Source organism: Mesorhizobium sp. M0802, assembly GCF_040320115.1.
Lineage (GTDB): Bacteria > Pseudomonadota > Alphaproteobacteria > Rhizobiales > Rhizobiaceae > Mesorhizobium.
Genome location: NZ_JAMYOY010000003.1, coordinates 193,003 through 214,043 on the forward strand (window position 1 = coordinate 193,003; position 21,041 = coordinate 214,043).

Genomic DNA, 21,041 nt, shown 5'->3' on the forward strand with positions numbered 1-21,041 from the left:
ACAGAATTGAGCCGGGCAGCGCACGGCAAATGGTTGCGCGCCGGCAAGAAAGCGCGCCATGGCATCAGCGGTTGAAAAAAGTGCTGCGATCGTCATCGTCACCGAAGGCGGGCCCCACATCTGGGCCATCGTCAACGCCATCGCCGACCAGCTCGACCCTGTCAGCGTCATCCTCGAAAGCCCTGAATCCAAAAAACAATTGCTGCTCGGCCGGGCGCGCCGCCAGGGCTGGTTTTCGGCCATCGGCCAGCTTGGCACGATGGTGCTGACCAGGCTCGGCAAACGCCTCTTCGCCGGGCACGCGGAGCGGCTGATCGCAGCGCAAAAACTGCAGACAGAGCCGAGGCCGGGACAAAAGATCATCCACGTCTCCTCCGCCGACGGGCCCGATTGCCTGCAGGCGGTCGCCGACATCCGCCCGGGCGTGGTGCTGCTCGCCGGCTGCCGGCTCTTGTCCCGGCAGACGCTGGCGCAAATGCCCTGCCCAGTGCTCAACTACCACGCCGGCATCGCGCCGAAATACCGCGGCATGAATGGCGGCTACTGGGCGCTGGCCTGCGGCGATCTCCAGAATTTCGGCACCACCGTGCATCTGGTCGACGCCGGCGTCGACACCGGCGGCGTGTTGAAACAGGCGCGCGGCAAGCCGGAGCCCGGCGACACTATTTCGAGCTATGCGTTGCGCCAGGCGGCGTTCTCGCGTGACATCTGCGTCGAGGCGGTCCGCGATGCGCTGGACGGCAAGCTTGTCACGATCGACCCCGGCCTGCCGTCGAAACAATGGTGCCATCCGACGATCTGGTTCTATCTCTGGACCGGCCTGTCCAAGCGGGTTTGGTAGCCAGCCTTCCCTCGGAATCTCGCCTTTCTTTTTGCGACTCTCAATAGCGTCGCTTTTGAATGCGCGCGCGTCGTCCCATAACAAGCAGCCCCACTGCGCATCCGGCAATGCTCACACCAGCTGGATAAAGTGGTGGAACGTCGTTTCCCTCATGGACGCACGGCGCTCTACAGGGAGTGAGAGAATTCATGGCCGATCTGATTGTCGTCTATTGGCGCGACATCCCCGCCCAGGTCATCGTCAAGAAGGGCCGGCAGAACGCCAAGCGGGAACTGCCGCTGCGCTTCACCGAGGCGATCGACATGTGCGCCATGCGCACCGGCGCCGGCGGCACCGACGATTACCTCGCCGAATGGCGCAAGGCCGATCCGATCCCCGTCGGCGACGACCTCGAAGCCGAGGTCGAGAAGGCATTCAGCGACATCGACGCGAAATACGACCGCGAGCGGCTGGTCGCTCTGGTCAAGGCGGGCGGGAAAGAAAATGTCTGAAACCACTCCTGCCAAAGAGGGGCCAAGGGTTACCCAGCCGGTTACCCAGGCCACTCAGGTCAAGAAAGCAGCGCCGAAATCCGACTACAAGCCGGCCGACGTATCGCCGCAGCGGCGCGTGCAGCGCTCGTTTGCGATCAGGCTGTGGTCGATCCGCCATTCGCGATTGCTCGAATGGTTCTACTCCAGATTCGCAGACATGTTCCTGCTGCTCCATCCGCTGTGGAAAGGCCTTGGCTACGGCCGCGTCGAAGCGCCGATCAAGTTCGTTGAAAAACGCGTAAAAGGCTTCATGTTCGACTGCCGCATGTGCGGTCAGTGCATCCTGTCCTCGACCGGCATGTCGTGCCCGATGAACTGCCCCAAGCAGCTGCGCAACGGCCCGTGTGGCGGCGTGCGCGCCAACGGCAATTGCGAGGTCGAGCCCGACATGCCTTGCGTCTGGGTCAAGGCCTGGGAAGGTTCGCGGAACATGGAGCATGGCGACAGGATCCTGACCGTTCAGAAGCCCGTAGACCAGTCGCTGCGCGAAACCTCGGCCTGGCTGCGGGTGACGGCGCAGTCGGCAGCGGCCCGTGAAGCCGCTGCCAAAGCCAACACTGGAGCGGCCGCGTGATCGGCCGCCAGCGCGACGAAAACCCGGCCGGCATCCATCTGCCGCTCGATCCCCTGCCCGGCCACTCCTCACGTGGCCGACTGGAGCGTGTGCTGCGGCGCGGCGAATTCGCGGTCACCACCGAGCTCAACCCGCCCGACAGCGCCGATCCCGAAGACGTCTATAACCGCGCGAAAATCTTCGACGGCTGGGTCGACGCCATCAATGCCGTCGATGCCTCCGGCGCCAACTGCCACATGTCCTCGGTCGGCATCTGCGCGCTTTTGACCCGCATGGGCTATGCCCCGATCATGCAGATTGCCTGCCGTGACAGGAACCGGATCGCCATCCAGGGCGACGTGCTGGGCGGTGCGGCGATGGGCGTCGCCAACATGCTGTGCCTCACCGGCGACGGCGTCCAGGCCGGCGACCAGCCCGGCGCCAAGCCTGTCTTCGACCTCGATTCCATGTCGTTGCTGGAAACCTGCCGCATCATGCGCGACAACGGCAAGTTCCTGTCCGGTCGCAAGTTGACGACGCCGCCGCAAATTTTCCTCGGCGCCGCCGTCAACCCCTTCGCGCCGCCCTTCGATTTCCGCCCGATCCATCTCGGCAAGAAGATCGCCGCCGGCGCGCAGTTCGTGCAGACGCAGTATTGCTTCGACGTGCCGATGTTCAGAACCTTCATGCAGAGGGCGCGGGACTTGGGGCATACGGAAAAAGTTTTCATCCTGTGCGGCGTCGGCCCGCTGGCTTCGGCCAAGACGGCCAAATGGATCCGCTCCAACGTGCCGGGCATTCATATTCCCGATACCATCATCAAACGGCTGGAAGGCGCGCAGGACCAGAAGAAGGAAGGCAAGCAGCTCTGCACCGACATCATCAACGAGGTGAAGGAAATTCCTGGTGTCTCCGGCATCCATGTGATGGCCTACCGCCAGGAGGAATATGTCGCCGAGATCGTCGATGAATCGGGTGTGCTGAAAGGCCGCCAGCCATGGAAACGTGAGATCCGCCACGACGATCAGATGGTCGCCGACCGGCTCGAGAGCATACTGCACGACGACATTACCGAAACGCAGGTGGATATGGTGAAGACCGCGCACTGACAGCGCGGACGGCCAGCCATTCGCTTGAATGAAACCAGACAACGATATAAAGAAATCTTTATATCAGGCGGAGAGACTTCATGACCCGGACCATCGTCGCATCGGCGACACGAGAGATCATCATCGGCTTCGACCAGCCTTTCTGCGTCATCGGCGAGCGCATCAACCCGACCGGCCGCAAGAAGCTGGCCGCCGAGATGATCGCCGGCAATTTCGAGACAGTCATCAAGGATGCGCTGGAACAGGCCGCCTGCGGCGCCACCATGCTCGACGTCAATGCCGGCGTCACCTCCGTTAATCCGAACGAAACCGAACCCGGCCTGCTGGTGCAGACGCTGGAGATCGTCCAGGGCCTGGTCGACCTGCCGCTGTCGATCGACTCGTCGGTCACCGCCGCCATCGAGGCAGCGCTCAAGGTCGCCAAGGGCCGGCCGCTGGTCAACTCCGTGACCGGCGAAGAGGAAAAGCTCGAAGCCATCCTGCCGCTGGTCAAGAAGTACAATGTTCCGGTCGTCGCGATCTCCAACGACGAGACCGGCATTTCGATGGATCCGGATGTGCGCTTCGCCGTCGCCAAGAAGATCGTGCAGCGCTGCGCCGATTTCGGCATTCCGGCGCATGACGTCGTCGTTGACCCGCTGGTGATGCCGATCGGCGCGCTCGGCGATGCCGGCCGCCAGGTCTTCGCGTTGCTGCGCCGTCTGCGCGAAGAGCTCAAGGTCAACACCACCTGCGGCCTGTCCAACATTTCGTTCGGCCTGCCGCATCGCCACGGCATCAACGCCGCCTTCATCCCGATGGTGATCGGCGCCGGCATGACGAGCGCTATCATGAACCCGGTGCGGCCGCAGGAAATGGAAGCCGTGCGCGGCGCCAACGTGCTCAACGGCACCGACGAGAACTGCACCAACTGGATCCGCACCTACAAGGATTACAAACCGGCCGAAGGCGGCCAGGCGGTCGCAGCGCCCACCGCCGTTAACGCTCCGGGCGAAGGCGGCGGCAATGGCGGTCGCCGGCGCGGCGGCCGTGAAGCCCGCATGGCCAGGGGATAAGCGCGCAATCGTGAACTCGCCTGCAAACATTACTGATCCGCTCGTGCTGTTCATGCCGTCAGGCAAGCGCGGGCGGTTTCCCGTCGGCACACCGGTGCTCGATGCCGCACGTCAGCTCGGCGTCTATGTCGAGAGCGTCTGCGGTGGCCGCGCCACCTGCGGTCGCTGCCAGATCGAAGTGCAGGAAGGCAATTTCGCCAAGCACAAGATCGTCTCGTCCAACGACCACATCTCGCCCAAGGGCGCCAAGGAAGAGCGCTATGAGCGCGTCCGCGGCCTGCCCGAGCGGCGCCGCCTGTCCTGCTCGGCGCAGATTCTCGGCGACCTCGTCATCGACGTGCCGCAGGACACGGTCATCAACGCCCAGACCATCCGCAAGGATGCCGACACGCGCGTCATCGCCCGCGATGCGGCAATCCGCATGTGCTATGTCGAGATCGAAGAGCCCGACATGCACAAGCCGCTGGGCGATCTCGACCGCCTCAAGATCGCCTTGATGAAGGATTGGGGCTTTAAAAACCTCGAATTCGATTTCTACCTGATGCCGCAGGTGCAAGGCATACTGCGCAAAGGTAACTGGACCGCGACCGCCGCCATCCACAAGGATGCCGAAAGCGACATCGCCCGCGTGATCGCACTGTGGCCCGGCCTCAAGAACGAGGCCTATGGCCTGGCCTGCGATATCGGCTCGACCACCATCGCCATGCATCTGGTGTCCCTACTGTCGGGCCGCGTCGCCGCCTCGTCGGGCACCTCCAACCCGCAGATCCGCTTCGGCGAGGATCTGATGAGCCGCGTCTCCTATGTGATGATGAACCCGGACGGCCGCGAAGGCATGACGGTCGCCGTGCGCGAGGCGATCTCGGGCCTTGTCGACAAGGTCTGCGCGGAAGGCAATGTCCAGCGCAACGACATCCTGGATTCCGTCTTTGTCGGCAATCCGATCATGCACCATCTGTTCCTCGGCATCGATCCGACCGAACTCGGCGGCGCGCCCTTCGCGCTCGCCGTCTCGGGCGCGGTGCGCATCAAGGCCTCCGATATCGGCCTGAAGCTCAACCAGGGCGCCCGCCTCTATATGCTGCCCTGCATTGCCGGCCATGTAGGCGCCGACGCCGCAGCCGTGACGCTGTCGGAAGGCCCGCATCGCCAGGACGAGATGATGCTGATCGTCGACGTCGGCACCAATGCCGAGATCGTGCTTGGCAACCGCAAGCGGGTGGTCGCAGCCTCCTCGCCCACCGGTCCCGCCTTCGAGGGCGCCGAAATCTCCGGCGGCCAACGCGCCGCCCCCGGCGCAATCGAGCGCGTGCGCATCGACCCCGATACGCTGGAGCCGAAATACCGCGTCATCGGCTCTGAACTCTGGTCCGACGATCCCGGCTTCGTCGATAGCGTGCAGGCGACCGGCGTCACCGGCATCTGCGGCTCCGGCATCATCGAGATCGTGGCCGAAATGTACCTCGCCGGCATCATCTCCGAGGATGGAGTGATCGACGGGTCGCTGGCCGAGCGCTCGCCGCGCGTCACGGTCAACGGCCGCACCTTCTCTTATGTCTTGAAGGAAGGCGAACCCAAGATCACCATCACGCAGACCGACGTGCGCGCCATCCAGCTTGCCAAGGCGGCGCTCTATGCCGGCACCAAGCTTCTGATGGAAAAGCAGAACACCGAACACGTCGACCGCATCCATTTCGCCGGCGCCTTCGGCTCGTTCATCGATCCGAAATACGCCATGGTGCTCGGCCTGATCCCGGATTGCGACCTCGACAAGGTCTCGGCCGTCGGCAACGCCGCCGGCGCCGGTGCGCGCATGGCCCTGCTCAATCGTGGCTATCGCCGCGAGATCGAGGACACAGTCAGCCACATCGAGAAGATCGAGACGGCACTGGAGCCGAAATTCCAGGAGCATTTCGTCTACGCGATGGCGCTTCCCAACAAGGTCGATCCGTTCCCGAAACTGTCGGCGGCGGTGAAATTGCCGCCACGCAAGACCGTCAGCGAGGATGGCGTCGCCGGCGACGCCGCCCCGCGACGGCGTTCGCGCGAAGGCCATGCCGCCAGGCGCAGCCGGGAATAAGCCGCCTTACGAAGGCCGCCAATTCGCCCAATTTCATTTGTATGCAAATGTTTCCAGATCGCACCGATCTGGAAACGGAAACGCTGTTTTGGCGCAATCCGTCCGATACAGACGTGAAGCATTTAACGGACATCGAATGGCGGACCGGAGTATTCCGCCGCCACAACGCTCCAAAGGAGAATAGAGATGTTCGAGACCCTCGGCCGTTTTCGTGCGGCCATGAAGAATGCACAGGCCGTGCGCGCCATGAACAACCTGCCACCCGAAATCCAGAAGGACATCGGCTGGCCCGTGTCGCCGCGCATCGACGCCCAGACCAACCTGTCGCGTCTGATCCTGGGCTCGGGCCGCTGATGACCTTCGCCGACAAGTGCAAATTGCTAACCAAGCGCCGGGGCCGCCGTGTGGTCCCGGCTGCGACCGACATCAAGCTGCGCGCCGCGCTGCTGCCCCGGCGCTGAGCCGCGCTGCGCAAAGCCGCGGACGTGGCTGATCAAACAACCGTGTTGGCTTGGGCCAGAATCTTGACATTTCGGCTGGAGGTACGATCTTCGAGATAGTGAGGAATTCTCTTAGTCGGCTGCTGCCGAGCTTGTGTATTCGAATGCCCAGTTTCAAAAGCCACCTCGTTTCCTTCATCCTCCGGCACAGCCGCAAGAAGGCATTTGCCAGCCCGGAAAACCTGCAGCGCTGGATTGCCTATGCGCGCAAGACCGAGGATCATCATCCCCCGGCATTGCTGCGGGAGCGGCTCGATATCACCGAGCGCAGCGTCGATGGCTTCCCTGTCTATGAAATCGCGCCGAAGGCCGGCGAACGCAGGCGCATCCTCTACATGCATGGCGGCGCCTATGTCTTCCAGATCACATCCTATCATTGGGGGTTGATCGCCGAGATGGCCGAGCGCTTGGGTTTCGGAATCACCGTGCCGATCTATCCCATCGCGCCGGAGCATGATTTCCACGCCATGTTCGGCATGGTCGGCGACGTCTACCGGCAGATGCTGGATGAGACCGACGCTGAAGACATCGTCTTCATGGGTGATTCCGCGGGCGGCAACATGGCCGTCGTGCTGACCATGATGGCGGCTGAGGAAGGCCTGCCCTTGCCGTCGCGCCACGTGCTGATTTCACCCGGCCTCGACATGTCGCTGTCCAACCCCGAAGTGTTCGAGGCGGAACGCAACGATCCGTGGCTCGGCATTTCCGGCGGGCTGGAAGCGATCCGCATGTACAGTGCCGGCATCGATCGCAGCGACTGGCACATCAGCCCGCTCTATGGCGACCTCTCGGTGCTGCCGAAGACCCTGCTTCTGACCGGCTCGCACGACCTGCTCAGCCCCGACAATCTGATCTTCGCCAAAAAGGCGCGCGCTGCCGGCGTCGACGTCGAGGTCGTCTACGAGGAAGGCATGTTCCACGTCTGGCCGCTGATCGAGATGCCGGAGGCGCGTCGCGCCAGGGACAGCATCGTCACCTTCCTTGAAGGTGAGCCCACCAAGCGGCGCGCAACTGCGCGGCGCACGGCGCGACCCGCTCTCGCGGCGCGCCCCGCCCAAGCAGCGGAATAGCAGAGCAATTCCAGGAAAAGTGTAAAACGGTTTTCCCGGGAAATGCGTGTAGCGCTTTCCCTTGGGAATTGCGTCAAAACAAGGAGTTAGAGCGGCTCGCCGTTTCCGTGAAACGGTGAACCGCTCTAGAACTTGCCGGTTTCGCGGAAAAGCTCGAACGTCGCACGGATATGGTCGGCGACGGCCTTGACCGGCGCGCTGGCGTCCGGCGACACCACCATCGCCAGATTGTAGGTGCCGATATCGGGCATGCCGTCCTTCGGGCAAAGCTCGACCATGTCGTTGCCCAGGAACGACTTCGGCAACGGTGCAACCGCGAGATCCGACATGATGGCGGCGCGCTGGCCTGCCGTGTGGGCGCTCATATAGGCGATGCGGTAATTGCGGCCTTCACGGCTCAGCGCATCGAGCGCGCCGGCCCGCCAGGCGCAGCCCTCTTCCCACAGCGACACCGGCAAAGGCTCGCGCAGATGCGCGCTGCCGCCCTTGGCGCCGGCCCAGACGATCGGCTCGGTGAGCAGCACCTCGGCGCCGAGTGCGCTGGTCTTGTAGGAATTGGTCAGCAGCGTGATGTCGAGCGCCCGGTCGTCCATGCGGCGGCGCAGATTGCTGCTCTGGTCGATGGTGACGTCGACGGCAATCGACGGATGCGACTGCGCGAAACGCTTCAGCACATGCGGCAACACGCGCTCGCCATAGTCGTCCGGCGAGCCGAGCCGCACCACGCCGACGATCTCGGGGATGATGAACTTCGACACCACCTCGCGGTTGATCGACAACAGCCGGCGGGCATAACCGAGCAGCATCTCGCCATCCGTGGTCAGCGTCACCGAGCGCGCATCCCGCGCGAAAACAGAGCGCCCGAGAATGTCCTCGAGCTTCTTGATCTGCATGGAGACCGCCGACGGCGTGCGGAACACCGCATTGGCCGCCGTGGTGAAACTGCCGGTCTCTGCAATGGCCACGAAGGTGCGCAAAACGTCGAGATCGAGCAGCGGCAGCGGATGATTGAGTGGGGCGTTCATCGGGATCGACCTTCAATTTTTCTGATGTGAAGCATCATTCCATTTCGTTTGATTGAACATCAGATTGGGAGGATAGTCAACTCCATCGAAGGCAGGACGTGCCATGGCTCCAACGCTCCTGACACGGAATTGCACTCGACGCGGAATATCCAGGCGACGGAACGCGTTCATGCGGGACGTGGCACAACCAAAGGAGAATGAGATGTCTATCCTGTCATCCATCGGTCGGCTTGCGATCGAATTCAGCGCGGCCCGCGCTCGCTTCCAGACCGAACGTGCGATCCGCTCGCTGCCGATCGAACTGCAGAAGGATATCGGCTGGCCTGAAGCTGCCGACACCAAGACCGGTGCACGCCGCGGCGTCGGATCCTGGGCTGGAGCAAAGTAAACCATTGTGTGCCATGCGCTGAAGGCCTGCCGCGCAGACCAGCCCGGCAGGCCTTCTCTATTTTGCCCCGCAGGCTTTCTCCAACTTATTTGCATTCAAATGATTTTCAGAGCCGTGTCGCCGCTGCATGGCGTATATGCGTCACTTGCATGGCGCCTCAATGTCGCCGGTAACACGCTGTAAGTAATCGTAAATTTTGGTCACCATGCCCAATAATGTCGCAAACGATGTCGCATTTCCGTTCAAGCGCTTCGCATTTGCGATTTAGTTTCTGCTCACGCAGGCCTATATCGACGCCAGCAAACGAGCTGCCCCACTCCATCAAGCGAAGGCGACCCGTCTGAGCAACCGATAGGAGATGATGATGAAGCTTTTTGCCCGCCTCTTTGCCCGCCGCGAAATCAACTTGACGACCGCTCTCGAGCGCCAGCGCCTTGCCAACACCATGCCCGGCCAGACCGGCGCCATGAATGCGGTGCGCCTCGGTTTCGTTGCCTGAGATAACGGCTACCGCGCAGCGCTTCCCTGCCGCTGCCGATAGTCGATAACAGCGCCGCTTCGGTTTGACCGAAGCGGCGTTTCTCGTTGTGAAGCCGATCTTGCCGAAGAGCGATGCTCAATCCCGCGGCATCCCGTGCCCATCATCCCGGACGATTGCTCATTTGCGACCCATGTCGCAAATATAGTTTCCGCTTAGCCCCCTAGCCAATTGACAGGAATGGTTTTTCCTGATGTCGCTGTGCTGTTCGCGACATCCTGTTCGCGCCATGGCTGCGTGAGGTTCCCTTGAACGCCGTAAAGCATCCGATCAAGCGATCGTTTGTATTCTTCCTTGTCCCTGACTTCACCATGATCGCCTTTGCGACGGCGCTCGACCCGCTGCGCTCGGCCAACCGCATGCTTGGCTATGAGGCCTATCGCTGGCGCTTGGCCAGCATCGACGGCAAGCCGGTGCGCGCCTCCAACGGCGTCGAATGCGCCGTCAACACCTCGCTCGAGGAAGAGCGCAAGAAGATGGCCGGACCGGATCGGCCGAACATGGCCATCGTCTGCAGCGGCATGAATGTCGAGCGCTACCAGAATAGGTCGGCCTTCGCTTGGCTGCGCGAGGAATACAACAGAGGCGTCGCGGTCGGCGGCCTGTGCACCGGCGCGCATATCCTTGCCGCCGCCGGCCTGCTCTCCAACAAGCGCTGCGCCATCCATTGGGAAAACCTGCCGGGCTTTTCCGAGGCCTTTCCCAAGGCCAATGTCTTTGCCGACCTCTTCGAGATCGACCAGAACATCTACACCTGCGCCGGCGGCACCGCCGCCCTCGACATGATGCTCAAGCTGATCGGCGACGATTTCGACGACAATCTGGTCAACCGCGTGTGCGAGCAGGTGTTGACCGACCGCGTGCGCAGCCCCACCGACCGCCAGCGCCTGCCGCTGCGCGCGCGCCTGGGCGTCCAGAATTCCAAGGTGCTGACCATCATCGAACTGATGGAAGGCAATCTCTCCGAACCGCTGTCGCTGATCGAGATCGCCGACCATGTCGACCTGTCGCGCCGCCAGATCGAGCGCCTGTTCCGCACCGAGATGGGCCGCTCCCCTGCCCGCTACTACCTCGAAATCCGCCTCGACCGCGCCCGGCACCTGCTGATTCAGTCGTCGATGCCGGTTGTCGAGGTGGCGGTCGCCTGCGGCTTCGTCTCGGCCTCGCATTTCTCCAAATGCTACCGCGAACTCTACGCCCGCTCGCCTCAGCAGGAGCGTGTCGACCGCAAGCAGCTTTTGGCGGCTTAGTCACTGCCTTATCTCAGACATGCTGGCGCTGGAACCGCTGTGTTCGTTCGACATCCGGCCGACGGTCAGGCGATCGCGACGATGTTGTCATCGTTTGCTGGCCTATCCCTCCACTTATGTCGGTCTCGTTTAGGCACAAAGCCTGCTTCTTTTCTCGCAGCCCGGCTGAGTGTAGGGCTGGCGCCGGCTCTCCGGCCCCAAATGCGGCCCTGATCCTCGGCATAGTCAGCCATATGCATGTAGCCGACATATCGGCCGTCGATGCCCTTGATGATGTACTTGGCGAGGCTCTTGTCGGTGTATGGATCCACTGTCACCGAGCGCACGTCGTAACGTCGAACGTGCCCTTGTGCCTTCTCCACCCATCTCCGGGATTTCTTTTCAAACTCGGCCTGCAGGGCAGGTGGGATGTTCACCACCCAGTTAGCGTGGACCTGACCGTGTGGATTTTCCAGCGAATAGACGTACATGGGCAATAGCGCCTCGCCGTACACCTGCTTGCTTCGACGATTGAACCAATCCCGAAATTTGTGTCGGACTTTTCTAAAGAGCGTGCCGCCGTAATGCTCGCTCTCCCGATCGAAGTTTATGACGACGTAGTTGTTCAGCGGTCGGGTGAGGTGTTTGGCAAAATCGAAGGCATGGCAGATATTTTCAGCAGGGTGGCGGTTAAGATGGTTGGTGTATCCCCGGTACTCGATTTTGGGCATGTTCCGTCCACTGTAACTAAATGTTGTGCCTGTCCTTCTTTAGGTCTGTACCCGAAAGAGAACAAAGTAGCAACATCTTATGGCCGTTGTCCCCAGAAGACATGCGAGTGGCAGCACCGATTAGTGGACAGCTGCCGTCCGCATCGCCTCGACGCGGATATCCTCGGTCAGCCGCGCCTTCAGGCCTGAGAATTCCGGGCTGGTCTTCAGCGTGTAGTGGCGTGGATGCGGCAGGTCGATGGCGACATCCGACTTGATGCGGCCTGGCCGCGCGCTCATCACGATCACCCGCGAAGCCATGAAGATCGCCTCCTCGATGTCGTGGGTGACGAACAGCACTGTCTTCTTGCGCCGCTCCCAGATGCCGAGCAGCAGTTCCTGCATCAGTCCGCGCGTCTGGTTGTCGAGCGCACCGAACGGCTCGTCCAGCAACAGGATTTCGGGGTCGTTGGCCAGCGCCCGGGCGATCGCCGTGCGCTGCTGCATGCCGCCGGACAGCTGCTTTGGCCAATGGTTCTCGAAGCCCTTGAGCCCGACGAGGTCGACATAGGAAGCGACGATCCCGTCTCGCTCCTTTTCGGCCATGCTGCGTTCGCGCAGGCCGAAGGCGATATTCTGCGCCACCGTCAGCCACGGAAACAGCGTGTAGGACTGGAACACCATGCCGCGATCCGGTCCCGGCTGCGTCACCGCGTTGCCGTCAAGCAGCACACGGCCTTCGCTCGGCGCTTCCAGTCCGGCAACGATCCTGAGCAGCGTCGACTTCCCGCAGCCGGACGGCCCCAGAATGGTGATGAAGTCGTTGGCCGCGACCGCAAGGTCGACCGGCATCAGCGCCTTGACCGGCTGCCCGCCGCGCACGCCGGCGAAGGTTCGCGAGACGCCTTCGATAAGCAACTTGCTCATGCCAGGCTCCAGGGAAAGAGCCAGCGATTGAACGCCTTGAAGGCGAAGTCGGACAACAGTCCGATCAGCCCGATGACGATGATGCCGAAGATGATCTGCCCTGTCGCCAGCCGCGACTGGCTGTTGATGATCATGTAGCCGATGCCTGAGGACGAACCGATCAGCTCGGCGACGATGACATAGGTCCAGGCCCAGCCGAGCACCAGCCGCAGCGTCTCGGCAATCTCGGGCGCATTGGCCGGCATGATGACCCGTTTGACGATGCCATTGTTGGTCGAGCCCAGCGTATAGGCCGCCTCGACCAGGTCGCGCCGCGTCGAGCCGACCTTGACCGCGACGATCAGGATGATCTGGAACACCGAGCCGACGAAGATGACCAGCAGCTTTTCCAGCTCGCCAATGCCGGCCCACAGGATGAGCAGCGGAATGAAGGCCGAAGCCGGGAGGTAGCGGGCGAAGGAGACGAACGGTTCCAGAAACGCCTCTATTGGCTTCCAGGCGCCCATGGCGATGCCGATCGGCACGGCGACGATCGACGCCAGCAGGAACCCGCCGAAGACCCGCCAGATGGTGATCAATATGTCGAGCCAGAAGCGATCCTCGACCAGCAGCCGCCAGCCATCCCGCAGCATTGACAGCGGATCGGCGAGGAAGATGCGGTTGACGTGGCCGCCAAGCGTGATCCACGCCCAGAAGGCGACGAACAGCACGAAGAAGGAAATGCCAAGCACGGTTCGAATGCCCGGCGACACCGGATGCAAGGGGCGCATCTTCAGATCGTCCGCATCGTCAGATCGTCCCCATGCTCAGTCGCGTTGCCCGGTAGAAAGCGGCGGCGCGCTGGCACCGCCGCATGATGGTCAAAGGCCGGACTATCAGTTCGCCACCGCGCTGGTATCGGCAAGCGCTGCAACATCTGGCGCTTCCTTGATCAACCCCATCTGCAGCAGAAGCTCGCCGGCGGTCTTGGAAAAGTCCTGGAATTCCTTGGTGAAGAACTGCTTGTTCTCCGCCTTGTCGGCCCATTTCAGGTATTTCGCCGAATCCTCGAATTCTTTCGCAGACTGCTTCACGTCGGCGCCCATGATCTCGTAGGATCTCTGCGGATCGCTCTTGATCAGGTCGAGCGCTTCGAAATAGCTGTCGGCCAGCGCCTTGGCGGCGTCGGGATTGGCGGTGAGGAATTCAGGCGTGCAGCCGACCGTGTCGAGCACCATCGGGTAGTCGAGCGTGGTCGCCAATATGTGGCCCTGATCGGACTTGTCGCGCACCGCCGAGATGAACGGCTCATAGGTGACCGCCGCATCGTTCTGGCCGGCGAGGAAGGCTTGCGCCGCCGCATCCGGTTCCAGGTTGACGACGGTCACATCCTTGGTCGACAGGCCGTTCTTGTTCAGCACCCAGGCCAGCATGAAATAGGGCGACGTGCCCGGCGCCGAGGACGCGACATTCTTGCCCTTGAGGTCGGCGACGGTCTTGATGTCGTTGCGCACGACAATGCCGTCGGCGCCATAGGATTTGTCGAGCTGGAAGATCTGCTTGGTGGTCACCCCTGAGGCGTTCCACACCAGCCAGGTCTCGACCGTGGTGGCGGCGCATTGCAGATCGCCGCTGGCGATGGCGAGCGGCCGGCTGGCCTGCGGCACCTTCTTCAGGGTCACGTCGAGGCCATGCTTCTCGAAGATGCCGGCCTGCTTGGCGAGCGTCAGCGGCGCAAAGCCGGTCCATCCGCTGATGCCGATGGTGACCGATGTGGCAGCCTCGGCCGGCACGGATATTGCAGCCGCAAGCGCCAATACCGCGGCAGCGACGATGGTCTTGTTCATGTCGGTTCCCCTTGTTTTTTCGGATGCCGAATTGTGTCACAGACGCCCATGGGCTTGTCAATGAAACCGGCCCTTCACGGCAGCGTGATGATGCGAACGCTAACGCGCATCGAACATCCAGCTGCGGTCGCGCCACATCTTTTCGCCGACCTGGCAGTCGGTCGGCCGGTCCTGCGCCAGCACCACCGGCGGACGCCCGGCCTCCTCGCGCGCCCGTTGCGGCGAAGCGGCGCCGGCCAGCTCCAGCACCAGCTTGCGGCGGATGGCTTCCGGAAACTGCGTCCAGTCATTGACCGGGATCATGAAGGATCCGGGACCGCCGATGACGCAGTCGCTGTAGTAGCGGTCGAGATTGTTGACGTCATAGGCGCCGCCGAACCCGCCGCGCGTCATCAGCGGCAGGCCGTTGATGATGATGCCTTGCTTGACCACCGCGTCGCGGGTGATGTCGACGGGCGCGCCCTGGTTGTTGGGCCCGTCGCCGGAAATATCGATGACGCGCTTTGTCCCCTGAAAACCGCTTTCGGCGAACAGATCGCTGCCGAATTCCAGCGCGCCGGAAATCGAGGTGCGCCGGGCGCTGGCCGGCGGATGGGCGGAAAGCTGCGCGGCCACCCGCTCGGCATCGGCCCGGCTGGCGATCACCGTCCACGGCACGACGACCTGCTGCGTGGTCGCTCCCGCCCATTCGACATAGGTGACGGCGACCTTGCCGTAGGCGCCATCGGCGATGGCCTGCAGAACATTGTCGTGCGTCAGCGCAGCAGCATAGCCGTGACGCTGGATTTCAAGTTCGCCCGGCGACATCGACAGCGACACGTCGACGGCCAGCACCAGCTCGACGTCGACCGGCTCGGCGGCTTGAACCGGCGGCACCAGCCAGAGCCCCAGCGCCAGCGCGGCGCTGCCTGAAAGGAAATGTCGTGCGCAAGAAAAAGCAGACATACCCGAAGGTAAGCGAAAACCGGCTGCTGACAAAGCAAAAAGCCGGGACTGAGGGCTTCTACATCTAACCCCGAAACGGCGGCGCGGTTCGGCCTCATTTGTTGATGGGTCGCCCACCTTCGCCGCGCCATTCCACGTCGTCGGCTCCGGCCTTCGCCGCTTCCGGGTTTGGACGGGACTTCTTTCTGCCGGTGCCACGAAGCGCCCTCCAGTTCGGCTTGAATGATGGCGGCAGCCACAACAGGATGCCTGCTATAGCGGCTGGCAGGATCACGGCGAAACGCAATACCGACAGCACGACACCGCAGAACCCGACGATACGCGCCGCCCGCCCCTCGCCGAAGCGCCGCGCGATCACCCCACCATCCAGAGGGTATGCCGGTAGAATGTTGAGGACGGCGAGTTTCAACATGGCGCCGATCCATAGCGTCCACGCAAGATAAGTCATCGGCATTGGAGGCGGCGCACTGAACAAGCTGTCCGATTCGACAGGCGCCAAAGGTTTGGCGATCAGATAATAGGAAGCAGCGAAAAACGCCGCCAACAGGATGTTGGTCAGGGGTCCGGCAAACGCAATCCACGCCCAACCATAGGACGACGTGGCGCCGCGCTTGAAGTAGGCAACCCCGCCAAACAGATAAAGCTCAATCCTGTTGGTGCCGATCCCTTGCCGGTGGGCAACCCATGTGTGCGCCAGTTCGTGCAGGATCACCGATACGACCACTCGTGCAGAAAGGGCAGGACAACCGGGATGGCAAAGGTCCAGCTGACGAGAACGGGGATGTTCCCATTCACGCTGAACACCAGCGCATCGTTCTTCCTGTCCCAGCCAAATCGCCGCAAGTGCTTCACTCCGCCCGAAGCGACGGTAGGCGAGAATTGCCAGCTTACAAAGAGAAAAGCCCGGCAAGAAGCCGGGCTTTCGTCTGTTCGTTTTGCGTCACACCAATATGAGCGGTGCTGCCGAGAAATCGACGGCGCTCAACTCCTCGGCTTCAAATTCTCTGGATCGTAGAGCGGCTTGTAACCAACCGCCGCCACTTCTACCGGGTAGGTCTCGCCGAAATATTCGATGGCGAACTTGCGGCCTTCCTGGGCATGGGCCCAGGGCAGATAGGCGAGGCCGATGTTCTTGCCGATGGTCGGGCCATAGGCCATCGACGTGGTGAAGGAGCGGCGGCCGAGTTCGTCGACAAGGGTTTCGCCGGTCTTCGGATCCATCACCGGCATGGTGCCGACGGGATAGCGGGCAACACCCTTCGAATCGACGTTTTCCGTCATCACCAGCGTGCACAGGATCGCCGGCTGGTGTTCGCGGGCGCGGTATTCGACATGTTTGGCCTTGCCGCAGAAGTCGTTCTCCTTGACCTTCGGTCGGGCAAGGTCGGCCTCGAGCAGATTATACTCGGTCAGAAGGTCGGCGTTCTGCAGGCGCAGGCTCTTTTCCATGCGCCGGGTGTTGGCATAGGTCTCGACGCCGAACGGCATCACGCCGGTCGAGCGCAGCGCGTCCCAGACGGCCAAGCCGTCCTCGTAGCGCATGTGCAATTCCCAGCCCTGCTCGCCGACATAAGAGATGCGGAATGCCGTGACATCCTTGCCGCCGATCCTGACCGGCTTGATCGCCGCGAACGGGAAGTTCTCGAGCGAGAGACCATCCGGATTTTCGACCACTTTCCGCAGTGTCGTGCGGGCGTTCGGTCCCCAGATGCCGATGGTGACATATTTTTCCGTCACGTCGGTGATGGTGACGTCAAAGCCTTTATCCTGCGCGGTGCGCTGCATGTAGCGGAAATCGCGCGGACCGGCGTCGGCGCCGTCGATCAGCCGGCAGCGGTCGGCCATGCGGATGACGGTGAAGTCGGCGCGCACCATGCCTTCCTCGTCGAGGAAGTGGGTGTAGATACCCTTGCCGATGTTGTTGTCGCCGCCGATCTTGGCCGCGCACAGCCACTCCAGCAGCGCGACATGATCCGGCCCTTCGATGTCGTACATCGAGAAATGCGAGAGGTTGACGATGCCGCAATCCTCGCTCATCGCCAGGTGCTCGGCATTGGACACCCGCCAGAAATGGCGATTGTCCCACTCGTTCTCACGTATGGGAACCCGGTTGCCATACTTCTCCAGCAGATGCTCGTTGGCGGCATAGCCATGCGCGCGCTCCCAGCCGCCCAGCTCCATGAAGTAACCGCCAAGCTCCTTCTCGCGCTCCCAGAACGGCGAGCGGCGGATGTTGCGGCCTTTGGAGAACGGCTCGCGCGGATGCACCGCCGGATTGTAGACCTTCATCGCCGTCTCGGTGCAGCGATCCCAGATGAACTGCTCTTTCGTCTGGTGCGGATAGAAGCGCGCATAGTCGATGGCGTGATGGTCGATTTCCGTGCGGCCGTCCGTCATCCAGTCGGCGATCAGCTTGCCCATGCCGGGGCCGTCCTTGACCCAGATGGCGACGGCGTACCAGAGGCCCCTCACCTTCTGGCTCTCGCCCATGGACGGGCCGCCATCGGCGGTCACCTGCAACAGGCCGTTGAAGGAATGGCTTTCGTTGTAGCCGAGTTCGCCCAGGATCGGCGTCAGTTCCATGGCGCGCTCCAGCGGCGCCAGGATCTGCTCCATGTCGAGATCGCGCTGCGACGGCGACAGCCGCGCCTGATCCTTTTCCAGCAAATCGCGCGGATGGCAAAGACGCGGATTGGTCTCTTCGTAGTAACCCCATTCGATCTGGCCGCCTTCGGCGGTCTTGGGATCGCCGGTGTCGCGCATATAGGCCGAATTGCCTTGGTCGCGCAACAGCGGCCAGCCGATCTCCTTGCCGGTGCCGGCGAATTGATTGTAAGGCCCGAAGAAGGTCAGCGGATGGTCGATCGGCATGACCGGCAGGTCTTCGCCGACCATCTCGGCGATCAGCCGGCCCCAGATGCCGGCGCAGACGATGACATAATCGGCCATGATCGTGCCGCGGTCGGTGACGACGCCCTTGATGCGGCCTTCCTCGACGATGAGAGATTTGGCGGGCGTGTTCGCGAAGGATTTGAGTTTCCCCGTAGCTTCCGCCTGGTCGACCAGCTTGCCGGCGACGGTCTGCGAGCGCGGGATGACCAGGCCGGCGTCCGGATCCCACAGGCCGCCCTGCACCATGGACTCTTCGATCAGCGGGAATTTTTCCTTGATCTCGGCCGGTTCGATCAGCCGGGCGCGGGTGCCGAAGGATTTGGCCGAGGCGATCTTGCGCTTGATCTCGTCCATGCGGCTGTCGTCGCCGACGCGCGCCACTTCGAGACCGCCGATGCGGGCGTAATGGCCCATCTTTTCGTAGAAATCGATGGAGTAGAGCGTCGTCCAGCACGACAGGAAATCATGGCTCGTGGTGTAGCAGAAGTCCGAGGCATGCGCGGTCGAGCCGATATCGGTCGGGATGCCCGACTTGTCGATGCCGACAATGTCGGTCCAGCCGCGCTCGATCATATGATGCGCGATCGACGCGCCGACAATGCCACCCAGGCCGACGATCACGACCTTCGCCTGTTTCGGAAACTCTGCCATTGCCCGCGACTCCAAGGGGATAAAGCGGGCGCGTCCGCGCCCGTTCGAATGGCGCACAATATGCAGAGGACGTGGATGCAGCTACCGCCTGTTTGCGACACGTCGCGGATGCGACGCGACCCGGTGCGCCGGCGTGCCGCCAGTGGCGATCTATCTCAGGCGAAGGCCCAGATGTCCTCGGCCTGGAAGCCGACCTGATAGCCTGATGTCTTCAGCTTGACCACGACCTGGCCGATTTCGGCGGCCGGCAGCGCGCCGACCTCGACCTTGATCATGCCCGGACGATAGCGCTTGAGATCGAGCTGTTCGAAGACGATCCAGTCGGCGCCCTCGCAATCGACCAGGAAGGCGTCGATATGCGTGATGCCGTTGCGGTCGAGCAGCGTCTGCAGCGTTTCCGACGGCACCTCGATATCCCTCACGTGCGGCGCGAACTTGTTGAAATTGGCGTCGTCCTCGCCCCAGGCATTCTTGCCCGACATCAGATTGGTGTCGGTGACCGACGAGCAGCCGATGAACTCGATCGGCAGCGTGCCGGCCTCGAGTGCCGCGGCATCGAAAGTGTGGACGGTGATCGTGCCCTTGGTCTTCGTCACCGCGACCGGTTCGATGACGAAGCGTTCCGTGTCGGGATAGTTGGCCCGCAACCGCTTCTGATTGTACGGGATCGGCTCGACCAGCACGGCCCGCGCCCGCGGAATGCGGTGCAGCCACGGCGTGACGTCGTCGAACAGCGCGCCGTCGCAAGCGCCGACATTGACCATCTGGAAGGCTTGCCCACCGCCAAACCGCGCCTTCAGCGCCGCCTTGGCCAGGAATTTCGTGCCACGCAACGCCGGCCCCCGATCGAGCAGGCCGGCGGGCAGGCCGAGCGAAAGGGCGATGCGCGCCAGGCCGGAAATGGAACTCATGGCTTATCTCCAGGTATGGCCTGCAAGGCGATGGGCCGCCTTCCATTCAGGCTTGCCGACGCCCACAGCGCCATGATCGGGCCGACGAGCAAAAGGTAGGGCGGCAGAAGGTTCGGGAAGTAGATGCGGGTGTCGTGGATCGGAAAGACGGTGAATTTCGCCAGCACGCCAAGCACCAGTGCTGCAAGCAGGATGCCGGCGCGGCGATCGAGCCGGAAGCCGGCGCGGCTGAGCGCAAGCCACCCGGCCAGCGCCAGAACCGAGACCCCGACCCAACTGTTGAGGCTGGTGGCGCGAATGAAGGATGCGGCGAACGCCTTGACATAGGCGCCAACCGAGAACGGTGGCTCGAAGCCATCCATATTGTAGTGCTGCTCGATGCTGGAGAACCACAGATGCGGCCACCAGCCGGGATGCTGCGCCCAATGCGAAATCGCGAAATAAGCGACGAAGGACGCGGCAAAGCCGGCCAGCGCGCCCCACGCCCGCTGCCGGAAGACCAGCAGCAGCACGGCGAAGATGGCCAGAAAAACAATATTGTCCGGCCGCGCCATGAAGGCCAGGAAAAGCAGGACAGCGGTCGCTGCCTCGCGGCCGCGCACATAGGCAAGCAGCCCGCCGAGGAACAGCGCCGAGCACAACAGATCCGGGGTCGAGGCGCGTGCCGCGTCGCCGAAATCGGCCATGATCAGCACCGCGCCGGCCACCGGCGCCAGCGCCAACGCGCCTTCGGTTCGCAACCAGAGCAGCGTGATCATCCCGAACAGCAGCACCGAGACCACCTGCAGCACCCGCATCGCCTCGACCGGCGACATCACCGAACTCATCGTCGACAGCATCTCGGCATAGAGGAACTTGATCCGGTACATGCCAAGCAGCGAGTGGAAGTCGGCGGCATTTTGCGCCATATGGCTGCGGAAGCCGCTGCCATCGTCTGTCAGCGCCTTGTAGTCGGCGGCCGAAACGCCGGCCTGGACCGTCCTGTAGGCATAGTCATGCAGCGCCTGCGCATCTGGGTAAGCGCCCTCCTCGGCGATTGCGAGATAAGGCAGCATGTCCCAATTGGCATCGGGCATCGTCCAGGCGGTAAACGCCGTCAGCAGGATATAGAGCGAAAACGCGATCGCGCCGATTGGCGCGGCCAATCGCGCATAAGTCCCCTCGCCCCACGCCAGAGCGGCCGCGGTCAGCCGGTCGAGTGTGTTTTGCGGGGCGGGAGACTTGCTCAGCATTGTCGGACTCGGGACTTCGCTCAACG

Annotated in this window: 21 protein-coding genes; 11 read left to right on the plus strand and 10 right to left on the minus strand. The window is 62.6% G+C overall.

Going from position 1 to position 21,041, the window contains the following annotated elements; genetic code table 11:
- Nucleotides 1-58 precede the first annotated feature (58 nt).
- From NKI10_RS06835 to NKI10_RS06870, 8 genes are all read left to right on the plus strand, one after another.
- A complete protein-coding gene (locus NKI10_RS06835; protein WP_352859271.1) occupies nt 59-841 on the plus strand; it encodes a formyl transferase in 783 nt (260 codons plus the stop codon).
- 188 nt (nt 842-1,029) lie between these two features.
- Nucleotides 1,030-1,332, plus strand: coding sequence for a virulence factor (locus tag NKI10_RS06840; RefSeq protein ID WP_023670397.1), 303 nt, complete (start codon nt 1,030-1,032; stop codon nt 1,330-1,332).
- Complete coding sequence (locus tag NKI10_RS06845; protein ID WP_023696447.1) at nt 1,325-1,948, plus strand: methylenetetrahydrofolate reductase C-terminal domain-containing protein; 624 nt, start codon at nt 1,325-1,327, stop codon at nt 1,946-1,948. Before NKI10_RS06840 ends, NKI10_RS06845 begins: the two co-directional genes overlap by 8 nt.
- Nucleotides 1,945-3,036 carry a methylenetetrahydrofolate reductase gene (locus tag NKI10_RS06850; protein ID WP_023744709.1) on the plus strand — a complete coding sequence of 364 codons (1,092 nt, stop codon included), beginning with the start codon at nt 1,945-1,947 and terminating at the stop codon, nt 3,034-3,036. Before NKI10_RS06845 ends, NKI10_RS06850 begins: the two co-directional genes overlap by 4 nt.
- Nucleotides 3,037-3,116: 80 nt before the next feature.
- On the plus strand, nt 3,117-4,091 hold the full coding sequence (locus NKI10_RS06855) for a methyltetrahydrofolate cobalamin methyltransferase (protein ID WP_023670394.1): 975 nt from the start codon (nt 3,117-3,119) through the stop codon (nt 4,089-4,091).
- Nucleotides 4,042-6,171, plus strand: a complete 2,130-nt coding sequence (locus tag NKI10_RS06860) for an ASKHA domain-containing protein (RefSeq protein ID WP_032897203.1) — start codon at nt 4,042-4,044, stop codon at nt 6,169-6,171. The genes NKI10_RS06855 and NKI10_RS06860 overlap by 50 nt, the downstream gene beginning before the upstream one ends.
- A gap of 186 nt (nt 6,172-6,357) precedes the next feature.
- A complete protein-coding gene (locus NKI10_RS06865; RefSeq protein WP_196813564.1) occupies nt 6,358-6,525 on the plus strand; it encodes a hypothetical protein in 168 nt (55 codons plus the stop codon).
- 250 nt (nt 6,526-6,775) lie between these two features.
- Nucleotides 6,776-7,741 (plus strand): alpha/beta hydrolase, encoded by a 966-nt coding sequence (locus NKI10_RS06870; RefSeq protein WP_352535300.1) that lies wholly within the window; start codon nt 6,776-6,778, stop codon nt 7,739-7,741.
- Between the two features lie 125 nt (nt 7,742-7,866).
- On the opposite strand, the gene NKI10_RS06875 is transcribed toward NKI10_RS06870, so the two are convergent.
- Nucleotides 7,867-8,766, minus strand: coding sequence for a LysR substrate-binding domain-containing protein (locus NKI10_RS06875; RefSeq protein ID WP_023670389.1), 900 nt, complete (start codon nt 8,764-8,766; stop codon nt 7,867-7,869).
- A gap of 202 nt (nt 8,767-8,968) precedes the next feature.
- Between NKI10_RS06875 and NKI10_RS06880 the strand changes: the two genes are divergently transcribed.
- The 3 genes from NKI10_RS06880 to NKI10_RS06890 all read left to right on the plus strand — a co-directional run bounded on the left by NKI10_RS06880 (nt 8,969) and on the right by NKI10_RS06890 (nt 10,942).
- Nucleotides 8,969-9,154, plus strand: coding sequence for a hypothetical protein (locus NKI10_RS06880; RefSeq protein ID WP_023670388.1), 186 nt, complete (start codon nt 8,969-8,971; stop codon nt 9,152-9,154).
- 364 nt (nt 9,155-9,518) lie between these two features.
- A complete protein-coding gene (locus NKI10_RS06885; RefSeq protein WP_023691011.1) occupies nt 9,519-9,653 on the plus strand; it encodes a hypothetical protein in 135 nt (44 codons plus the stop codon).
- Between the two features lie 350 nt (nt 9,654-10,003).
- Nucleotides 10,004-10,942 (plus strand): GlxA family transcriptional regulator, encoded by a 939-nt coding sequence (locus tag NKI10_RS06890; RefSeq protein ID WP_348524244.1) that lies wholly within the window; start codon nt 10,004-10,006, stop codon nt 10,940-10,942.
- Nucleotides 10,943-11,007: 65 nt separating this feature from the next.
- On the opposite strand, the gene NKI10_RS06895 is transcribed toward NKI10_RS06890, so the two are convergent.
- From NKI10_RS06895 to NKI10_RS06935, 9 genes are all read right to left on the minus strand, one after another.
- The gene (locus tag NKI10_RS06895; RefSeq protein ID WP_352859275.1) at nt 11,008-11,652 is read right to left on the minus strand and encodes a hypothetical protein; all 645 of its coding nucleotides are present in this window, start codon (nt 11,650-11,652) and stop codon (nt 11,008-11,010) included.
- A gap of 120 nt (nt 11,653-11,772) precedes the next feature.
- Nucleotides 11,773-12,558 (minus strand): ABC transporter ATP-binding protein, encoded by a 786-nt coding sequence (locus NKI10_RS06900; RefSeq protein WP_352859277.1) that lies wholly within the window; start codon nt 12,556-12,558, stop codon nt 11,773-11,775.
- Nucleotides 12,555-13,328, minus strand: a complete 774-nt coding sequence (locus NKI10_RS06905) for an ABC transporter permease (RefSeq protein ID WP_023670383.1) — start codon at nt 13,326-13,328, stop codon at nt 12,555-12,557. The genes NKI10_RS06900 and NKI10_RS06905 overlap by 4 nt, the downstream gene beginning before the upstream one ends.
- A gap of 105 nt (nt 13,329-13,433) precedes the next feature.
- On the minus strand, nt 13,434-14,384 hold the full coding sequence (locus NKI10_RS06910) for an ABC transporter substrate-binding protein (protein ID WP_023670382.1): 951 nt from the start codon (nt 14,382-14,384) through the stop codon (nt 13,434-13,436).
- Between the two features lie 99 nt (nt 14,385-14,483).
- Nucleotides 14,484-15,329 carry a DUF1194 domain-containing protein gene (locus NKI10_RS06915; RefSeq protein WP_352859279.1) on the minus strand — a complete coding sequence of 282 codons (846 nt, stop codon included), beginning with the start codon at nt 15,327-15,329 and terminating at the stop codon, nt 14,484-14,486.
- Between the two features lie 94 nt (nt 15,330-15,423).
- Nucleotides 15,424-16,239: a metalloprotease gene (locus NKI10_RS06920; protein ID WP_352859281.1), complete on the minus strand. Its 816-nt coding sequence runs from the start codon at nt 16,237-16,239 to the stop codon at nt 15,424-15,426.
- A 71-nt stretch (nt 16,240-16,310) separates the two neighbouring features.
- Nucleotides 16,311-18,872, minus strand: a complete 2,562-nt coding sequence (locus NKI10_RS06925) for a GcvT family protein (protein ID WP_352859283.1) — start codon at nt 18,870-18,872, stop codon at nt 16,311-16,313.
- A gap of 155 nt (nt 18,873-19,027) precedes the next feature.
- Nucleotides 19,028-19,783: an FkbM family methyltransferase gene (locus NKI10_RS06930; protein WP_023670377.1), complete on the minus strand. Its 756-nt coding sequence runs from the start codon at nt 19,781-19,783 to the stop codon at nt 19,028-19,030.
- Nucleotides 19,780-21,015 carry a hypothetical protein gene (locus tag NKI10_RS06935; protein ID WP_352859286.1) on the minus strand — a complete coding sequence of 412 codons (1,236 nt, stop codon included), beginning with the start codon at nt 21,013-21,015 and terminating at the stop codon, nt 19,780-19,782. Before NKI10_RS06935 ends, NKI10_RS06930 begins: the two co-directional genes overlap by 4 nt.
- Between the last annotated feature and the right edge of the window lie 26 nt (nt 21,016-21,041).

Coding starts and splice junctions, on each gene's coding strand:
- NKI10_RS06845 (WP_023696447.1), top strand. CDS start 1,325: ATGTCTGAAACCACTCCTGCCAAAGAGGGGCCAAGGGTTACCCAGCCG.
- NKI10_RS06880 (WP_023670388.1), top strand. CDS start 8,969: ATGTCTATCCTGTCATCCATCGGTCGGCTTGCGATCGAATTCAGCGCG.
- NKI10_RS06935 (WP_352859286.1), bottom strand. CDS start 21,015: ATGCTGAGCAAGTCTCCCGCCCCGCAAAACACACTCGACCGGCTGACC.
- NKI10_RS06900 (WP_352859277.1), bottom strand. CDS start 12,558: ATGAGCAAGTTGCTTATCGAAGGCGTCTCGCGAACCTTCGCCGGCGTG.
- NKI10_RS06875 (WP_023670389.1), bottom strand. CDS start 8,766: ATGAACGCCCCACTCAATCATCCGCTGCCGCTGCTCGATCTCGACGTT.
- NKI10_RS06895 (WP_352859275.1), bottom strand. CDS start 11,652: ATGCCCAAAATCGAGTACCGGGGATACACCAACCATCTTAACCGCCAC.
- NKI10_RS06910 (WP_023670382.1), bottom strand. CDS start 14,384: ATGAACAAGACCATCGTCGCTGCCGCGGTATTGGCGCTTGCGGCTGCA.
- NKI10_RS06865 (WP_196813564.1), top strand. CDS start 6,358: ATGTTCGAGACCCTCGGCCGTTTTCGTGCGGCCATGAAGAATGCACAG.
- NKI10_RS06905 (WP_023670383.1), bottom strand. CDS start 13,328: ATGCGCCCCTTGCATCCGGTGTCGCCGGGCATTCGAACCGTGCTTGGC.
- NKI10_RS06885 (WP_023691011.1), top strand. CDS start 9,519: ATGAAGCTTTTTGCCCGCCTCTTTGCCCGCCGCGAAATCAACTTGACG.
- NKI10_RS06840 (WP_023670397.1), top strand. CDS start 1,030: ATGGCCGATCTGATTGTCGTCTATTGGCGCGACATCCCCGCCCAGGTC.
- NKI10_RS06855 (WP_023670394.1), top strand. CDS start 3,117: ATGACCCGGACCATCGTCGCATCGGCGACACGAGAGATCATCATCGGC.
- NKI10_RS06870 (WP_352535300.1), top strand. CDS start 6,776: ATGCCCAGTTTCAAAAGCCACCTCGTTTCCTTCATCCTCCGGCACAGC.
- NKI10_RS06915 (WP_352859279.1), bottom strand. CDS start 15,329: ATGTCTGCTTTTTCTTGCGCACGACATTTCCTTTCAGGCAGCGCCGCG.
- NKI10_RS06930 (WP_023670377.1), bottom strand. CDS start 19,783: ATGAGTTCCATTTCCGGCCTGGCGCGCATCGCCCTTTCGCTCGGCCTG.
- NKI10_RS06860 (WP_032897203.1), top strand. CDS start 4,042: ATGGCGGTCGCCGGCGCGGCGGCCGTGAAGCCCGCATGGCCAGGGGAT.
- NKI10_RS06835 (WP_352859271.1), top strand. CDS start 59: ATGGCATCAGCGGTTGAAAAAAGTGCTGCGATCGTCATCGTCACCGAA.
- NKI10_RS06890 (WP_348524244.1), top strand. CDS start 10,004: ATGATCGCCTTTGCGACGGCGCTCGACCCGCTGCGCTCGGCCAACCGC.
- NKI10_RS06925 (WP_352859283.1), bottom strand. CDS start 18,872: ATGGCAGAGTTTCCGAAACAGGCGAAGGTCGTGATCGTCGGCCTGGGT.